General features: G+C 63.4%; 16 protein-coding genes. 4 read left to right on the top strand and 12 right to left on the bottom strand.

What is annotated here, in order from left to right; translation table 11 throughout:
• Positions 1-122 precede the first annotated feature (122 nt).
• Positions 123-1,301 (top strand): NAD(P)/FAD-dependent oxidoreductase, encoded by a 1,179-nt coding sequence (locus NMAG_RS17090; RefSeq protein ID WP_004267728.1) that lies wholly within the window; start codon positions 123-125, stop codon positions 1,299-1,301.
• 153 nt (positions 1,302-1,454) lie between these two features.
• Here the strand turns inward: NMAG_RS17090 and NMAG_RS17085 are convergent, their stop codons facing one another.
• The 5 genes from NMAG_RS17085 to NMAG_RS17065 form a co-directional block, all read right to left on the bottom strand.
• Positions 1,455-2,294, bottom strand: coding sequence for a hypothetical protein (locus NMAG_RS17085; RefSeq protein WP_012996847.1), 840 nt, complete (start codon positions 2,292-2,294; stop codon positions 1,455-1,457).
• Positions 2,295-2,470: 176 nt separating this feature from the next.
• Positions 2,471-3,721, bottom strand: coding sequence for a GNAT family N-acetyltransferase (locus NMAG_RS17080; protein ID WP_004267730.1), 1,251 nt, complete (start codon positions 3,719-3,721; stop codon positions 2,471-2,473).
• A gap of 53 nt (positions 3,722-3,774) precedes the next feature.
• Positions 3,775-4,932 (bottom strand): pyridoxal phosphate-dependent aminotransferase, encoded by a 1,158-nt coding sequence (locus NMAG_RS17075; protein WP_004267731.1) that lies wholly within the window; start codon positions 4,930-4,932, stop codon positions 3,775-3,777.
• Positions 4,933-4,948: 16 nt separating this feature from the next.
• Positions 4,949-5,434 (bottom strand): Lrp/AsnC family transcriptional regulator, encoded by a 486-nt coding sequence (locus tag NMAG_RS17070; protein ID WP_004267732.1) that lies wholly within the window; start codon positions 5,432-5,434, stop codon positions 4,949-4,951.
• Positions 5,435-5,516: 82 nt separating this feature from the next.
• Positions 5,517-6,170: a hypothetical protein gene (locus tag NMAG_RS17065; RefSeq protein WP_004267733.1), complete on the bottom strand. Its 654-nt coding sequence runs from the start codon at positions 6,168-6,170 to the stop codon at positions 5,517-5,519.
• 174 nt (positions 6,171-6,344) lie between these two features.
• Between NMAG_RS17065 and NMAG_RS17060 the strand changes: the two genes are divergently transcribed.
• Complete coding sequence (locus NMAG_RS17060; RefSeq protein WP_004267734.1) at positions 6,345-6,935, top strand: thioredoxin family protein; 591 nt, start codon at positions 6,345-6,347, stop codon at positions 6,933-6,935.
• Positions 6,936-7,413: 478 nt separating this feature from the next.
• Here NMAG_RS17060 and NMAG_RS17055 read toward each other — a convergent pair whose 3' ends face one another.
• Together NMAG_RS17055 and NMAG_RS17050 are read right to left on the bottom strand one after the other, a co-directional pair.
• Positions 7,414-7,899, bottom strand: a complete 486-nt coding sequence (locus tag NMAG_RS17055) for a twin-arginine translocation signal domain-containing protein (protein WP_004267735.1) — start codon at positions 7,897-7,899, stop codon at positions 7,414-7,416.
• A gap of 135 nt (positions 7,900-8,034) precedes the next feature.
• Positions 8,035-9,135 (bottom strand): NADH:flavin oxidoreductase/NADH oxidase, encoded by a 1,101-nt coding sequence (locus NMAG_RS17050; RefSeq protein WP_004267736.1) that lies wholly within the window; start codon positions 9,133-9,135, stop codon positions 8,035-8,037.
• Between the two features lie 164 nt (positions 9,136-9,299).
• Between NMAG_RS17050 and NMAG_RS17045 the strand changes: the two genes are divergently transcribed.
• Positions 9,300-10,145, top strand: a complete 846-nt coding sequence (locus tag NMAG_RS17045; protein WP_012996846.1) for a BtpA/SgcQ family protein — start codon at positions 9,300-9,302, stop codon at positions 10,143-10,145.
• Between the two features lie 339 nt (positions 10,146-10,484).
• Here NMAG_RS17045 and NMAG_RS17040 read toward each other — a convergent pair whose 3' ends face one another.
• From NMAG_RS17040 to NMAG_RS17020, 5 genes are all read right to left on the bottom strand, one after another.
• Positions 10,485-11,726, bottom strand: coding sequence for a tripartite tricarboxylate transporter permease (locus tag NMAG_RS17040; protein ID WP_004267738.1), 1,242 nt, complete (start codon positions 11,724-11,726; stop codon positions 10,485-10,487).
• Positions 11,727-11,869: 143 nt separating this feature from the next.
• Positions 11,870-12,574: an HAD family hydrolase gene (locus NMAG_RS17035; protein ID WP_004267739.1), complete on the bottom strand. Its 705-nt coding sequence runs from the start codon at positions 12,572-12,574 to the stop codon at positions 11,870-11,872.
• 128 nt (positions 12,575-12,702) lie between these two features.
• Positions 12,703-13,044 carry a 50S ribosomal protein P1 gene (gene rpl12p / locus NMAG_RS17030; RefSeq protein ID WP_004267740.1) on the bottom strand — a complete coding sequence of 114 codons (342 nt, stop codon included), beginning with the start codon at positions 13,042-13,044 and terminating at the stop codon, positions 12,703-12,705.
• A gap of 24 nt (positions 13,045-13,068) precedes the next feature.
• A complete protein-coding gene (locus tag NMAG_RS17025) occupies positions 13,069-14,106 on the bottom strand; it encodes a 50S ribosomal protein L10 (RefSeq protein ID WP_004267741.1) in 1,038 nt (345 codons plus the stop codon).
• Between the two features lies 1 nt (position 14,107).
• Complete coding sequence (locus NMAG_RS17020) at positions 14,108-14,740, bottom strand: 50S ribosomal protein L1 (RefSeq protein WP_004267742.1); 633 nt, start codon at positions 14,738-14,740, stop codon at positions 14,108-14,110.
• 257 nt (positions 14,741-14,997) lie between these two features.
• Here NMAG_RS17020 and NMAG_RS17015 point away from each other — a divergent pair, with 257 nt between their 5' ends.
• Complete coding sequence (locus NMAG_RS17015; protein ID WP_004267743.1) at positions 14,998-15,603, top strand: hypothetical protein; 606 nt, start codon at positions 14,998-15,000, stop codon at positions 15,601-15,603.
• Positions 15,604-15,665 lie beyond the last annotated feature (62 nt).

The raw sequence follows: 15,665 nt of genomic DNA, 5'->3' as shown, positions 1-15,665 counted from the left end.
TTCTCATCCAGCCCGGAGCGCGTCACCGTCGGTGGGCGAGCAGTGTCCGCTGGCGACTCATCGCCCTGCAGTGCCAGCCGGGGGAGCGAATCCTTATTCGTCGTGGTGTGTTTGGACACCACATGAACGTCGTCGTTATCGGTGGTGGGATCGTCGGTCTCGCAAGTGCCTACGAACTGGCAGAGCGTGGCGCTGACGTGACCGTTTGCGAGAAGGGGTCAATCGGTTCTGGAAGCACGGAGCGCGCCGCGGGGGGTATCCGTGCGCAGTTCTCGACGCCGATCAACGTCGAACTCTCCCGCGAGAGCATGCGCGTCTGGGACGAGTTCGACGAACGCTTCGGAACGGAGATTGACTACCGGAAGAACGGCTACCTCTTTCTCGCGCGCAGCGAGGAGACCGCAGCAGCCTTCGAGGACACCGTCGCGATGCAGAACGACTGCGGCGTGCCGAGCGAGATTCTGGACCCCGAGGACGCACAGGAGCACTGTCCGGGTATCGACGCAGACAAATTTGTCGCCGCGACGTACTCGCCGACCGACGGCTTCGCCGACCCCCATCTCGCACTGCAGGCATACTCGCAGGCCGCTGCAGAGGCGGGCGCTGACGTACGAACGAAGACACCCGTCGTCGACGTGCTCCGTGACGACTCGGGCGGTGAACCGCGCGTGATAGGTGTCGAAACGCCTGACGAACGGCTCGAGGCTGACGCCGTCGTCAACGCCGCTGGCCCGTGGGCGCGCGAGGCCGCTGCGATGGCGGACGTCGTCTTGCCAATCACGCCGAAACGTCGCCAGATTGCCATTGCCGAGCCGGAGACACAGGTTCCGGAGACAGACCCGCTCACCATCGACCTCGATCAAGGGTCGTACTTCCGTCCAGAGCGTAACGGCGACGCACTCGTCGGCGGCCACTTCGCCGAGACGGACCCCGCCCGCGATCCCGATGGCTACACCCGTTCGATGGACTTCGAGTGGGCGATCGACGCCCTCGAGGCTGCTGCCGACTGGACCAGCTACTTCGGCCCCGAATCCGCCATCAAGCGTGGTTGGGCCGGCCTGTACGCCGTCACGCCCGACGATAACGCCATCGTCGAGGAGACGATTCCGGGCTTCATTACGGCCGCTGGCTTCTCCGGACACGGCTTCCAACACGCGCCCGCACTCGGTCAACTCGTCGCCGAACTAGCCCTCGAGGGCGAGCCCTCACTGCTCGATATCGAGTCGCTCTCGAGTACCCGTTTCGATCAGGACGACGGTGATGGAGCGGCCGCCGAGCGCACGGAGCGGAACGTGGTCTGAGCGGGGCCTCTCGTGGCTCGAGACGACGACGCGCGAAAGCGAGGTCGTCGAACTCCGATACCGGATCGGGCGACCGGCGAGCGGTGAGTCATTGGTGTCGCTGGGGCGGGACTCGAGTTGGGGCCAACTCGCGACGCCTCGGGCGCTGGCCAGTCACGGATACAGCATCGTCGACCATTCGAGCCAGGTGTCGACGGAGACGACTGCACCCGGATTGCACCGTCGGTACGGGAATGAGACCGTCTGCGTCTCATTCGGATCGAGAACGAGGCTCGACCCGATGGCTGTGCCGCTGGCTGCGACCGTCGCCTCGTCGAAAAACGCCTTGTATCGCGGATACAGTTCCACGGGCCGGTTATGGTCGTTCCTCACGGATGCGACGCAGCCGTAGACGGCGTCGCTGTCGTGGATTCCGATCTGTCCCCACTGCTCGTCGTCGATTGTCGCGTATGCCGCCGGGACGTGTCCGATGTCAGCAGTTTCACCATCGGGAACGGTGAGCTCGTACGACTCGATGTCGTCGAGGTCACCTGCTGCTGTTACAACCGTGAACGCGTACGATTCGTCCGACTCGAGACCGTAGATGCGCTCCGAAGCGGTCGAACCGTCGGAAAACGTTACCCGGACGCTGGGAACGTTTCCGCGTAATCTGGGCGCTCCGTCAGCTCCGGATTCTTCGGAATCTCCCGGCTCAATTCGGCCACGAACGCCGTAGTGCCCGCGCTCGTGATCGTGGACGAACTCGTGATGGGTCACGAAGGCCGCGTTCGCACCGTCGACGCTCGCTGGGAGCGGTTCGCCGGCTCCGCAAAGCGGCGTCAGATCGTCCTCGAACTGCGTTTCGGCAACGATATCGACATCGATGTCAGTATCGCTGCGCCCGCCGATGCCGGGTGCTGACTGATCGTCGTCCGTCGGGGTGTGTCCCGCACAGCCTGCGATTCCGGCGGTCGCAATTGATGAAATCCCAGTGAGGTATTTTCGCCGTCGCATCGGTTGAACCATCGTAGTTAATACGGAAATACTATTGGATGCCTGAAATTTACTTGTACTGGACGCTCTCCTACTGTCGATTCCAGCGCTTGCTCAGTCATCCCGCTCTGGTCCGAGTGCCAACTCGACTGCAACCGCGACCATCCGTGGTTACGGCGGCGATAACTGGTCCCGTCTCAGAAGTGGTCGCCGAAGTAGACGCCAGTCTCCGGAAAGAGTCGGGCGAGTTCCGAGACGACCTCGTCTGCCGCCTCGAGTCGATTCGTTCGCGCAAGTTTCCGGGCACTGCGAGCGCCGACAACGAGCTGGGAGAGTGCGGCACTATCGAGGCACGCGTCGGCAATAGAATCGCGCTCGTCGCCTGCGTCCCGAACACGCTCACACACGGCGCTTCCGTCCCGAACCGAGAGCTCGAACGTTCCATTGTTCCACTCGGCAAGCGGATCCGTCACCGACAGCGAACACGTTGTCTCCACATCCTGCGAATAGGACAGCGCCGAGAGCGTCTCCGCAACGTCGACCACCCGAACCATCGGCCCGGTCTCGATCGTCGTCTCGACCTCGTCCGGTGCGTGAACCGTCTCCCGGAACGGCGCTTCAGGGGGTAACTCGAGTACCACCTCCTCGACCTGCGAGGCGTGACGATGACAGAACGCGAGCAGCGCGAGGAACGCCTCGTGATCCTCGCCCACCAGTTCGGAGACGACCATCGTTCGCTCGCCGAGTTCGCTGTCGCCGTGGCTGTCGAAGCCGTAGACGAGGTAGCCAACCGTGTCGCCGTCGCGCTCTGCGGCGTAGACGTATGGATCCACGTCGTGACCTTCGAAAACTCGATGACGCCACCACCACTCGCCGCGGTCGATCGCGAGCGCGTACCGCTCGGTGTGGGTTTCGTAGACCGACTGGAGTCGCGCGAACGCGTCGGACTCGAGTGGCTGGTACGAGTAGGTAGCGTCACTCGCGTCGATGGCTGCGCTCGCGAACGAGAGCAGGTCGGGGTCGAAGGCGTGGTGGGCGAGTTGGTTACTCGTGTCCCAGCCGTAGGTGTTGTAGAAGCCGTAGGAGAAGGACCACAGGACGGAGAACCGACAGCCGCGTTCACGGTATTCGTCGAGCGAGTGGGCGAGGAGGTCGCGGACGTAGCCCTGTCGGCGGAATTCGGGCGGTGTCGCGACGGAGGCGAGGCCGGCGGTCGGGTGGGTATCCCCGCGGACGTGTGTTTCGAGCCAGTAGTGTCGACAGATGCTGCGGGCGTCCGAGTCGGTAGCCGACTCGTCCTCGTAGATGGCGCGGCGGCTACCGCGACGATCCCGCGGGGTCTCGTGTTCGTCCGGATCGTACGGTTCGATGCCGGTGGAAGGCCCGAACGCGTACTGCCGGAACTCGTGAAAGGCTTCGCCGTCGCGAAGCGGGCGATAGTCGACCATACGGGGTGAAAGTCGGGGTGAGGAAAAGAACGTTCCTGAACTGTGGTCTCGGCTCAGACGTGCTCTTCGACGAACGTTTCGATCCGGTCGAGTGCCTCGCGGAGGTCGTTCAGTCCAGTCGCGTAGGATACACGGAGGTGACCCTCGCCGCCCGCGCCGAAGACGTCGCCGGGGACAACCGCGACGCCTTCCTCACGGAGCACACCCTCCGCAAACTCCTCTGCGGTCCAGCCGTCTGGAACCTCCGGGAAGCAGTAGAACGCCCCCTTGGCCTCGAAGACGTCCAGCCCGATTTCGCGGAACCGCGAGAGGACGAACTGCCGTCGCCGGTCGTACTGGGCGACCATCTCGCGGACCTCTTCGTCGCACGAGTCGAGCGCCTCGATCGCCGCGTGCTGGGCCGTCGTCGGCGCTGAGAGCATCGTGTACTGGTGGATCTTGTTCATCGCATTGATCGCCTTCGGAGGACCGAGCGCGTAGCCGAGTCGGAGTCCGGTCATCGCGTGGGCCTTCGAGAAACCGTTGAAGACGATGGTCCGTTCGCGCATCCCCTCGAGTGTCGCGATCGAGGTATGTGACCCATTGTAGGTCAGTTCGGCGTAAATCTCGTCCGAGAGCACCGTCAGATCGTGCTCGCGGGCGAACTCGGCGATCGGCTCGAGTTCGGCCTCGCTCATCACCGCGCCGGTCGGGTTGTTGGGGTAACAGAGGACGAGCAAATCGGCCTCGTCTGCGCCGGCTGACTCGAGTGCCTCGACGGTGAGTGTGAACTCGTCCGCCTTGCTGGTCGGAACGGAGCAGACCTCGCCGCCGGCGAAGATCACACCGGGTTCGTAGGAGATGTACGACGGCTGGGCGATCGCGACGGTGTCGCCGGGATCGACGAGCGCGCGGAAGGCCAGGTCGACGGCCTCGCTTGCCCCCGCGGTGACGATGATCTCGTCCGCTGGATCGTACTCCAGATCGAAGCCGTCCGCGACGTAGTCGGCGATCCGCTCGCGGAGTTCGCGCTTTCCTCGGTTCGCCGTGTAGGAGGTCTTTCCCACCTCGAGCGAGGCGATGGCGGCGTCGCGGGCCGCCCACGGCGTCGCGAAGTCTGGTTCACCGACACCGAGCGAGATGACGTCGTCGCGCTCCTCTGCGATTTCGAAGAAGCGTCTGATACCGGACGGCGGGACCGTCTGCACGCGGTCTGAGAGGTCGAGTGGCATCGATCAGATCACGCTCTTAGGGTGAAAACGAGAGGCGGTCGTCTTCCTCGCCGTCACCGAACTCGATGCCGTTCTCCTTGTAGGAGGTCATCACGTAGTGGGTAACCGTCTGTGTGATCTCTGGCACCGGTGCGACCTTCTCGCTGATGAACTGCGAGACTTCGCGGATCGAGTCACCCTCGACCTCCATATCGAAGTCGTAGTCGCCGCTGACCAGCCGGAGGGCTGTCACCTCCGGAAATCGGGCGAGGCGCTCTGCGATATCGTCGTAACCGGTTTCGCGATCGAGTCGGACGTTCAACTCGACCTCGGCGCGGACGCGTTCCTCCTCGAGTTCGTCCCAGTCGACGACGGCCTGGTAGCCCTGTACCACGCCCGCCGCCTCGAGGTCGTCGATTGCGGTGGCGACCTCGCTCTCGTCGAGGTCGGTCATTCGCGCGATATCGGCCGTCGAATAGCGCGCGTTCTCACGAAGCAACTCGAGCACCTCGCGTTCGCTCATATCTCTTCGAAGCGCGACGGCGTGTAAAAACGTTGTTCTTTGTTGTTTTTCGTGACAGATGGTGGCGTGGGAGAGACGGGTGCTAGCGGTAATTTTTGAACAGCAGCGCGCGCACGTCGTCTTTGGTCTGGACGTCTTCGGTCGAGCCATCAGGGAGGGTGACGGTGTAACGGTAGTCCGCCGAGGAGGATTCTTCCCACTTGTCGTCGTGGGTTTCGAGGAGACTCATCATCTCGTCGAGCATGTCGTCATCGTCGGCTTCGCCGCTGGTGGTGTCGCTGTCATCGCTGCCATCGCTACCGTCGCTGTCGCCGGTCGCCTCACCACCGTCGCTGTCATCCGCATCGACTTCCTCATTGACTTCCTCATCGACCGTTCCGTCCGACGAGTCGTCCGCTGATTCATCGAGGCTCGATCCAGCGCCCGAATCGCTCGCCGCCTCGTCTATCGCGCCCTCTACATCGCCGACTTCGTCGTAGGTAATCTCCTCGAGTGCGTGTGGGTCTTTCTCGCCCTCGATCGCCGCGCCGACGGAGGCTGCCACGTCGTCGGTCGCGGAGAACTCGGCGTCGAGATCGATCGCATTTGCGACCTCCTCGTCGATGTTGTCGATCAGGAACTGGAGGGCATCCTGCTCGCGGACGAAGCCGTAGCGGCCGACGACGTCCCGTGAAATTTCTTCGCGTAGGCGCTGGATGAACTCGTACTGTTCGTCGGTGACCTCGAGCGTCTTCATACCACATCGATATGCCGGGGGGTACAAATATGTAGGCCGTCGTGTGACACTCGCTCGTCGAACTGTCACGACGATCGAGTCGTCCGCCGATCATCCTTCTCTCGTGGTGCTCTGGATCTGAAAATAGATGACGCGAGCGGGAGGTATATGATGACACCCAACAAAACGGTTCGTATGGCCAAAGAATCCGAGACCGAGCTTGCGGCAGGTGACACGGCACCGGCGTTCGAACTCGAGGGCACCGACGGCGAAACCTACACACTCGAGTCGTTCGCTGACAACGAGGCACTGCTGCTGGTCTTTACGTGCAACCACTGCCCGTACGCGAAGGCAAAGTTCGACCTGTTGAACGACCTCGCGGCCGAGTACGACGACGTTGCTGTCGTCGGGATCAACCCCAACGACGCCGAGGAGTATCCAGACGATTCCTTCGAGCGAATGCAAGAACTCGTCGACGACGGGACGATCCAGTACGACGCCTACCTCCGTGATGCATCGCAGGATGTCGCCGAGGCCTACGGCGCGACCTGTACACCGGATCCGTTCCTGTTTCGGCGAGACGGCGACGGAACGGCTGCGGATGACGATGGCGCGGACGAGTTCGCCCTCGCCTACCAGGGCCGTCTCGACGACGCCCTCAACCCTGACGAGGAGCCGACTCGCTTCCACATCCGGGAGGCCATCGAGTCAGTGCTTGCAGGTGAGGACGTTGCACTCGAGTGGGAGCCGTCGCGTGGCTGTTCGATCAAGTGGGCGGAGACGTAGGGGTGTTCGAGAGGGTGTGTGGTGTACGGTGTGTACGGTGTGTACGGTGTGTACGGTTTGTTCGGTGTCAGTGTTCGATGTCAGTGTTCGATACCGCGTGAGTAGCGGCTATACAGAAGAGAGCGCTATCTGTGCAGTGAGAGCCGTCTGTGCAGTGTCGGTCTGGAAACGGTGCAGAAAGGTGTGTTGCGGGTGCAGGGTATGCACACAGGGCCGGATAGCGGGTGCGAGATGCGCGGGTGGGTGGGTAGTGTTGGGTGGGTGCGGTGGTGTGGGTGTGGGTGCGGTGGTGTGGGTGCAGGTGCAGGTGGTGTGGGTGCAAGTGCAGGTGGTGCGGTTTGTGATGTGAATGTGAGTGTTGGGTGCCTATGGAACCGCGCTCTCGTCGCTATCACACCGCAGTTACTGCCCTGTGGACCTCAGCACGACTCCAGGGGGACGGCATCGGCAGTAGTGGACGACTGGCGAAACCGTCTGCTCACTCGCTTTCGACCTGAATTGGGGCCTGCATCTGGCTGTGTGGAGCACAGCGGTAGTAGGCCATCTCCTCGGAAGCGACAACGCCGGAGAGCGTCTGCTCGTCATCGTTGACCTCGTCGGTCTGGTAGTCCTCGACGACCGTTTCGTCCTCGTCCCAGATCTCGATGTTGTGGGTCCCGCTGTCTTCGTTGTACCAGGTAAAGTCGTATTCCTGGCCCTCGAAGAGGACAATTGTCGGGTTCGTCTCGCCTGCGATCATGTCGGGAGCAACGCCTTCCCAGCCGGCGGTCACGCCGTCGAGTTCGATCGTATCGACGTCTTCCCACTCCGATGGGTCGATGTCGTCGTCGCCACCGTTTCCGCCGCCGTTTCCGCCACCGTTCTCCTCCTCATCGTCGCTCAAACAACCGGCAGCGAGGGCGACGACGGACGTCGCGCCTGCGGCCTGCAGGACGGTTCGTCGAGTGTGGGTTCGGTCGGTCATCGTTGTCGTCACTCTTCGCTTGGCACTTACAGGAGTTGAAAACAGGTAGTTGTTCCCAACAGGTGGGAGTGTGGCGAACATATTCGCGCGAATAAGTTCGCATTACCCTGTCTCTCTGCCCGCCGAACCAGTCGTTTACCGAACTCCTCGTCGGTACTGAATCGGCCACTTTTCTGGGGCCTCCTCACCCGCGAGTTCGTCCGCAGCACGCAGCCCAAAGTACGGATCGCGCAGGAACTCACGGCCGACCAACACGAGGTCCGCGCGGTCGTTTCGCACGAGTGCATCGGCCTGCTTGGGTTCGGTAACGCCCCCCACAGCACCCACAGCGAGATCCCCTCCCTCGTCGACGCGCTCAGCCAGCGGAACCTGGAAATTCGGGCCCCCTGTGGCGTCCTGGTCGGGGTGGAGTCCACCGGAACTGACGTCGATCAGGTCGGCACCAACTTCGGCGAGGTCGGCTGCAAGCCGTGCAGACTGTTCGACATCCCACGATTCGGGCTCGTCGTCCAGCCAGTCGGTGCCCGAAATGCGGACGAACACGGGCTTGTCGTCGGGCCAGACCTCACGAACGGCTGCCGTCACTTCGCGGACGAACCGCGTCCGATCTTCGAAGCTTCCGCCGTAATCGTCTTCACGTTGATTCGTCACCGGCGAGAGGAATTCGTGAAGCAGGTAGCCGTGGGCCGCGTGAACCTCCGCGATTTCGAAGCCGGCCGAAAGCGATCGCTCGGCCGCAGCGCGGTAGGCGTCGACAACGTCCTGAATGTCATCCACCGTCGCCGCTTGCATCTCTGGGCGCTCGCCGTCGAACGGCGGATACGCCTCGGGCGATGGCGAGAGAACCTCCCAGCCGCCCTCCTCGGGCGCAATCGGATCGTTCCCCTCCCAGGGCTTTCGCTTGCTCGCCTTGTGACCCGCGTGGGCCAACTGGATCGCCGGCACCGAGCCCTGTTCGCGGATGAACGCAGTGATCGGCTCGAGTGCAGTCGCTTGCTCGTCGGTCCAGATGCCCAAATCGTGGGGCGTGATCCGCCCGCGCGGTTCGACGGCGGTGGCCTCGGTCATGACGATGCCGGCACCGCCGACGGCGCGGCTGCCGAGGTGGACGCGGTGCCACTCGGTCGGCAGGCCGTCGGTGTCACAGGAGTACTGGCACATCGGCGAGACGGCGATCCGGTTTGGAATTTCGAGCTCTCGCAGCGTGAGCGGCGAGAACAGGTCGGTGTCTGCCATCGGTTGGACTAGTGACGGCGGAGCAAAAACGCCCGTGGACGGCGACGCGCTTGCCGACTAACGAGTACGTCGGCATGGCGCACGGTGGAACGGACTGTTGCAAATACACGGTCCTGGCCGATGCGATGGAACCGCACTTACCGCCGCTCGCCGTCACACAACGTATGACCACAGCACAGCAGGACTCACTCCTCGACCGATTCGACCGCGAGCGGCCGCTCATCGGCATGGTTCACCTCCCTGCGCTTCCCGGCGCACCCGAGTTCGGCGGCGACCGCGCCGCTCTCCACGAGCGGGCGCACGAGGATGCAACCCGACTCGAGTTCGGTGGCATCGACGCGATCATGCTCGAGAACTTCGGCGACGCGCCGTTCTACCCCGAGACCGTCCCCGCCCACGTCGTCGCCGATATGACCGCCATCGCCAGCACCGTCGCAGACGCCGTCGACGTGCCGATCGGGATCAACGTCCTCAGAAACGACGCCGAGGCAGCGCTCTCGATCGCGGCCGCTGTCGACGCCGATTTCATCCGCACCAACGTCCACGTGGGCACGGCCGCGACTGATCAGGGGGTACTCGAGGGCCGGGCCTACGAGACGGTCCGTCTCCGAGAGCGGATCGCACCCGACGTGGCGATTCTCGCGGACGTGCACGTCAAGCACGCCACGCCAGTCGGCGAGACGGCCATCGAGCAGGCCGCACTCGAGACAGTCGAGCGCGGGAAGGCGGACGGCGTGATCGTCTCCGGGAGTGGGACAGGGAACGAGACTGCACTCGAGGACGTCGAGCGCGTCGCCGCTGAGCGTTCCGCTCACGAGATTCAGGCACCGGTGTTCGTCGGCAGCGGCGTCACCGCAGACACGGTCGGAAACTGCTTCGCTGCCGGTGCTGACGGCGCTATCGTCGGGACGGCACTCAAGGAGGATGGTGCAACCACGAACCCGGTCGACTCGAGTCGGGTGGAGTCCGTTGTGACGGCAGCGCAGCGCGCGTACTCGAGTGATACCTGAGCACTGCGCGACCTGCCCAACTGCGACGAGTAGCTACGTGTCGCTACCAGTTGGGACGGGGAACAACTGGTTGAGGACTGAAAAGAGTGTAAGAACCAATCCACCGATGAGCATCAGCCAGGAGATCGGGCCAGGACTGTGCCCAGCTATCCGGATTCGATGAGCAGAACGCTGCCGACCAGAGAGATGTGTATGCCGACGAGACAGAGGTGAATGTTGAGCATAGTGCACACTCTGACGTTGGATGATTAAATTAACTGATTTATGTCTGTTCTTCAACACCGGTTACGAATCGTATTCGTGGCCCACGCTGTGGTGTCGGTTCCTCACCACGCTGCGTCACCCACTGAGAATTAGGGGACCGATCAGCACGCCCATCAGGTGGACTCGCCGTGCCCGCAGGCGGACCGGCACCATGCCGATTGCGGCAGCGACGACGAAGACGACGATACCGAGCGGGCCGGTGAACAGGTACGAGAGGACGAGTAACAGTCCCAGGACGGCGGTCGAAATCTTCCAGTACGCCATGCGGCCGACCAGTTCGAGGTAGCGCTCGCCGACAACGATCACGAGGACGAAGCCGCAGACGCCCGCGAGGAGCACGGCACCGAGCAGGATCGGAAGTTCGAGCGGCGCGTTCACGTTCTCGAAGGCGACCATCACGCCGGTTCTGGGTTGGCCGATCGCGACGAGCGCGAACAGCGCGAAAATCGTATTCGCCGTATCGACCCCGCTCGTCGCGACGATGTAGCCGCGGTCGCCGGCGTTTCCCGGAACCAGCACGAGCACCGCGACGGCTGCAATCGCGGCCGAAATGCCAGGAATATAGCCGACGACCGCGCCCGCAAGCGCGCCGGCGAGTGCCGTTGCACCGACGAGCCAGCGCGGGAGTTCGATTGTCCCATCGCGCTGTGGCGGGATTCCCGACCCGAAAACCGCGTCGATCAACACGGGCGCGCCGAACAGGCCGGCGAACAGCGGCGCGAGCATCCCGCCGGCCTCGAGTGGTGCGTCCGGCGAGAGGTCGAGCGTCAGCACACCGAGCGCGGCCGCGAGTGTGAAGGAGAGCACCCCACCAAATCGGGCGCGCCACGTGTACTCGGAGGCGACGAGTGCAACGACGACCATCGCCAACACGAGCGGCAGGTGTGCCCGAATCGTCGGGTAGAACGCCGTCACGGCGCGGGTTACGGGGATTGCCAGTGGGATCGCGACGAGCACGGCGAGGATGCTGCCCAGCGCCGAGAGTCGGATCGCCTCGTAGCCCCGGCCATCGAGTACCAGCCGGTGGCCCGGTAGCGCGGTTACTGCCATCTCTGCGTCGGGAACGCCGAGTGCCATCGCCGGTACGGCGTTGAGAAAGGTGTGGACGACACCCGCGGCGAGCATCGCACAGCCGACAAACAGCGGCGGACCCGGAACCGACGCCGCGATGCCGGCGAGCAAGAGCGCGAAGTTGTTCGCGTGGAGACCGGGCACGAGCCCACTCAGACTCCCCAGCGACGCACCAGCTAGTGTCCAGGCCAGCAGTTGGAGCGTCAGTGCTGGATCGGTGACGAACTCGACCGGGGCGACGGCCATCGCTCCCTCTGGCCGCGGCTTCGGATTTAAACTCGCGCCCGTGGGGTGGACTCGTACTCGTCGGCTCTGGCGACGAGGTCCGGCAAGGCTCTCGCGTCCACCGGTACCCACTACGCTTCGATCACGATCCAATCACGATCCGGCTACGATACGAACACATCCTCGAGTACCCCTGGAAGCGAGCCCGGAACCGAACCGGGGTCACGTAACTTGCCGACCCCCTCGACGACGGCGTCCGCAGCAGCAGGCTCTTCGACAGCAGATCCGCCAGCACCGGTGACGTACACCGTCTGAAAGCCGGCGTCGCGAGCCCCGACGATGTCCTCCTCGTAGCTGTCGCCGACGTAGACGTAGTCGTCCGCCGGCAAGCGATCTTTCGCGGTCGCGAACAGCTCCCGGTCGGGCTTTCGAACCCCCACTTCGTTCGAGACGAGCACCTCGTCGACCCGTCCGTCGAGTCCGTGGCACTCGAGTTTCGCACGCTGCTGTTCGCCGTCGCCGTTAGTGATGATGCCAGTCGGGTTCGTGGCGGCGACGGACTCGAGTACCTCCGTCGCGCCGGCCGTCGTGATTGTCGCGTCGACCTCGCGGTCGCAGTAGTCGGCGGCGAGTGTGGCTGGCGTCGCATCGACCTCGAAATTGTGTTCTGTCACGATCGTTTCGAACGCGCGGCGATACGGGTTGGGTTCGCAGCGATCGACCGCGTCCAACAGGTGCTCGACGTAGGCGTCGTACGCCCCGTTAGTCGGCGTGCCGTAGGGGGAGACAGTTCGTTGAAACATCGCCTCGAAGGGTTCGTCGTACGTACAGAGCGTTCCGTCGAGATCGAAGTACACTGCAGTTGTCATGAACGGAAAGGCATGGAGAACGGAGAAGTAACTGTCGGTGGTGAGCGCCGAAGAAAGCAAAATTGGCTGTGTCGTCGTGGTCGCAGTCGCGTGTGTCCGCGAGTGCGAGTTGCGAAGCGACTCGGGACTTAGCCGAAGAGTTCGCCGAGGCCTTCGCCGTCTGCCTCGTCGTCCTCGTCGTCGTCCTCGTCCGTCGTGTCCGGAACGTCGCTGGTCTCTTCCTCGTCGCCACCGTCGTCAGCAGCCTCGTCAGCTGCGGCAGCGCCGCCTGCGGCGGCTCCGGCGGCTGGGACGGCTGCGGCCTCGGAGACGGCCTCGTCGATGTCGACGTCCTCGAGTGCGGCGACGAGCGCCTTGACACGGGACTCCTCGACGTCGACGCCAGCGGCGTCGAGCACGTCGGTGAGGTTGTCTTCGTTGATCTCTTCGTCCGATTCGTTCAGGATGAGTGCAGCGTAAACGTATTCCATTGTTGTATCCTCCAGTAGTGTTAGTTAGCCGAACATTGCGCCGAGTCCTTCTGCGCCGTCACCGTCGTCTTCGTCATCGTCGTCGGTGTCGTCGTCAGCGTCGGACTCTGTGTCCTGGTCGGCTTCCGATTCGTCTTCGCCCTCGTCGGCGGCCGCCTCAGCAGCGGGCGCCTCGACACCCTGCAGTTCCTCGGGCAGGGCTTCCTCGTCGTCGATCTGAGCCGCGAGCGCACGCAGCTGTGCGTCGGCCTTGGAGACGAGGTCGGGCATGAGTTCTTCGTCCTCGATGGCGGCCTGCAGGCCGAGGCTCTTGGCCTCGCCCGTGGCCTTGGCGATGAGCGTCGGTGCCGTCGTCGCGGTCGGGAACGGTGCGTTGAGCGAGAGGTTCCGAGCGCGAGCGGCGGCCGTCTGCACGTCGCTCTCGTAGGCCTCGATGTCGATATCGAGGTCCTCTGGGTCGAAGAGCACACCCTCGGCGACGACTGCGCGAAGGTCGAGCCCGACTTCCTTGGGCTCGATGCCGAGTTCGTTGAGCACGTTCGCCAGGTCCGCAGAGACTTCTTCGCCGGCCGAAAGGACCGTCGAGTCCTCCATAACCTGGATCGAACCGTCCTCGATGCGTGCGTTCGCGCCGATACTCTGGAGTTCGCCGACGAACGGCCCTGGATCGACACCAGTGTCACCCTCGGGGATGACGATGTCGTTCGGGGCGACCTCGCCCTCGTTGATCGGGGCGGGCGTCTTCGAGGCCTCGAGCTCCTTGTAGAGTGCGAACGGGTTGTCGTTCGTGCCGATCAGGCCGACCTGGCCTTCGATCTCTTCGACGAGATCGTCGAGGCCAGCGGACTCGAGCGCACGAACCTGCAGTGTGTTGCGGCTGACACGCAGTTCGGCGGTGCCGTGCAGGTCACGCCGCATGTCCTGCAGCTGCTTCGAGGGAATGCCGGCGATGCCGACGATGCCGACGCTCTCGTAGCTCTCGATGAGTGCTTTGAGCTCGTCGACTTCCTCTTGCTTCCACTGTGGAAGGTTCTCGGTCTTGCGGTCTGCCTGTGCGCTCATCTTAGGCCACCTCCACGGATGGGCCCATCGTCGTCTTTACGAAGACGGCGTCGATGTTCTGGGGGCCCTTCTCGAGGTCAGCGTGCAGGCGTCGCAGGATGACGTCGATGTTGTCGGCGACATCTTCGGCGTCCATCTCTTCGGAGCCGACGAGCGTGTGGAACGTTCGTCGGTCGCCGGAGCGAAGCTGCACGGTATTCTTGAGTCTGTTGACGGTCTCGACGACGTCGTCGTCGGGCGCGAGCGGGTCCGGCATTTTCCCGCGGGGACCGAGAATGGTACCCAGGTGCCGGGCGATATCTTGCATCATCGCCTCTTCGGCGATGAAGAAGTCCGTCTCGTCCGCCATATCTTTGGCGTCGTCATCGTCCAGATCTGCGACATCGTCAACCGAAAGGACCTCATCCGCTGCCTCTTCGGCGCGGACTCCAGTCTCTCCTTCGGCAATGACGACGATGCGCGTCTCCTGTCCGGTGCCGGACGGGAGGACGACGGACTCGTCAACACGATTCGACGGTTCGTTCAGGTCAAGGTCGCGCAAGTTAATCGCAAGGTCGACCGTCTCGGTGAAGTTCCGATCGGGTGCGTCCTCGAGTGCGCGAGCCACTGCGGTTTCGATATCCGAATCTGCCATCGTTCACCTCCGTAGTACGCAGGAGTGCTCCTACGGGTCAGTGAAACAGGCTACGCCTGTCTCTGTTAAGAGAAGTGCCATGCCGAACTTAAACCCGTCGAACTACCTGCAGGAGCGTCTCGAAGCGCGATGACGGGTGACACAGTCACACGATCACACGGCCACACCGTTACACGGCCACGCGGATGCACAGTCTTCCGTTCGAATTCCGTGACTAATCAGAAACACTATGTGTCCATCCTCGCGTCTATTGCGCTATGCGGCCAGCAGAATTATATACTGGAAACGGCGCCACCGGGTACGAGGTACTCGAGAGCCTCGCCGCGAGCGGGGCGCTCGAAGCCTACCACGCACTCGAACCGCTCGGACGCGTCGGCGTGCAGTTCGGGGTGACGTTACTGCTCGGCCTCGTCGTCCTTGGGTTGCTTCAGGGTCACGGCTCACGCACGGTGACGACCGCACGGCGGAGCCCGATCATTTCGATCTGTATCGGGTTCCCGGGGCTCTTGATCGTCAGCGGGTTGACGAGCACGGGCTACGTGCTGATCGGACGCGGCGTCGGGACGTTCTTCGGTCTGCCGCTCGTTATGATCGGCACAACGGTTCTCTTCCCACTCGTCGCGCTCGGATTCGTCGCCGTCGGACGCGCGCTCGCAGCACGACTCGGTCGTGACGGGCTCGGCTCTGGAATCCTGGCAGGCAGCCTTCTCTGTGGCCTCGTGGGGGTTTCGCTCCCACTCACCGTACTGGTCGTCTCACTGGCTGCGTCGCTCGGGATTGGCGCGTTCGTCCGCGTGCTGTTGCACGCTGGCTCCACGACAGCGCCGGACGAGCGCACGGTTCCGCCTGCGAACAAGATTTGAGAGGTGTACTGGTTTCTCTCGTCTCTCCTGCCAGGATCACATACACCACACGCGCACACTTC

Origin of the sequence: Natrialba magadii ATCC 43099, from assembly GCF_000025625.1 — an archaeon.
GTDB classification, from domain to species: domain Archaea; phylum Halobacteriota; class Halobacteria; order Halobacteriales; family Natrialbaceae; genus Natrialba; species Natrialba magadii.
Note: the sequence above shows the minus strand (reverse complement) of the source record. Positions and strands in the feature narration are given on the sequence as shown.

Excerpts from the sequence above, each read along its gene's own strand:
- NMAG_RS17015 (WP_004267743.1), top strand. The coding sequence starts at position 14,998 with ATGCGGCCAGCAGAATTATATACTGGAAACGGCGCCACCGGGTACGAG.
- NMAG_RS17090 (WP_004267728.1), top strand. The coding sequence starts at position 123 with ATGAACGTCGTCGTTATCGGTGGTGGGATCGTCGGTCTCGCAAGTGCC.
- NMAG_RS17020 (WP_004267742.1), bottom strand. The coding sequence starts at position 14,740 with ATGGCAGATTCGGATATCGAAACCGCAGTGGCTCGCGCACTCGAGGAC.
- NMAG_RS17060 (WP_004267734.1), top strand. The coding sequence starts at position 6,345 with ATGGCCAAAGAATCCGAGACCGAGCTTGCGGCAGGTGACACGGCACCG.
- NMAG_RS17045 (WP_012996846.1), top strand. The coding sequence starts at position 9,300 with ATGACCACAGCACAGCAGGACTCACTCCTCGACCGATTCGACCGCGAG.
- NMAG_RS17080 (WP_004267730.1), bottom strand. The coding sequence starts at position 3,721 with ATGGTCGACTATCGCCCGCTTCGCGACGGCGAAGCCTTTCACGAGTTC.
- NMAG_RS17085 (WP_012996847.1), bottom strand. The coding sequence starts at position 2,294 with ATGCGACGGCGAAAATACCTCACTGGGATTTCATCAATTGCGACCGCC.
- NMAG_RS17025 (WP_004267741.1), bottom strand. The coding sequence starts at position 14,106 with ATGAGCGCACAGGCAGACCGCAAGACCGAGAACCTTCCACAGTGGAAG.
- NMAG_RS17065 (WP_004267733.1), bottom strand. The coding sequence starts at position 6,170 with ATGAAGACGCTCGAGGTCACCGACGAACAGTACGAGTTCATCCAGCGC.
- NMAG_RS17055 (WP_004267735.1), bottom strand. The coding sequence starts at position 7,899 with ATGACCGACCGAACCCACACTCGACGAACCGTCCTGCAGGCCGCAGGC.
- rpl12p (WP_004267740.1), bottom strand. The coding sequence starts at position 13,044 with ATGGAATACGTTTACGCTGCACTCATCCTGAACGAATCGGACGAAGAG.
- NMAG_RS17050 (WP_004267736.1), bottom strand. The coding sequence starts at position 9,135 with ATGGCAGACACCGACCTGTTCTCGCCGCTCACGCTGCGAGAGCTCGAA.
- NMAG_RS17075 (WP_004267731.1), bottom strand. The coding sequence starts at position 4,932 with ATGCCACTCGACCTCTCAGACCGCGTGCAGACGGTCCCGCCGTCCGGT.
- NMAG_RS17035 (WP_004267739.1), bottom strand. The coding sequence starts at position 12,574 with ATGACAACTGCAGTGTACTTCGATCTCGACGGAACGCTCTGTACGTAC.
- NMAG_RS17040 (WP_004267738.1), bottom strand. The coding sequence starts at position 11,726 with ATGGCCGTCGCCCCGGTCGAGTTCGTCACCGATCCAGCACTGACGCTC.
- NMAG_RS17070 (WP_004267732.1), bottom strand. The coding sequence starts at position 5,434 with ATGAGCGAACGCGAGGTGCTCGAGTTGCTTCGTGAGAACGCGCGCTAT.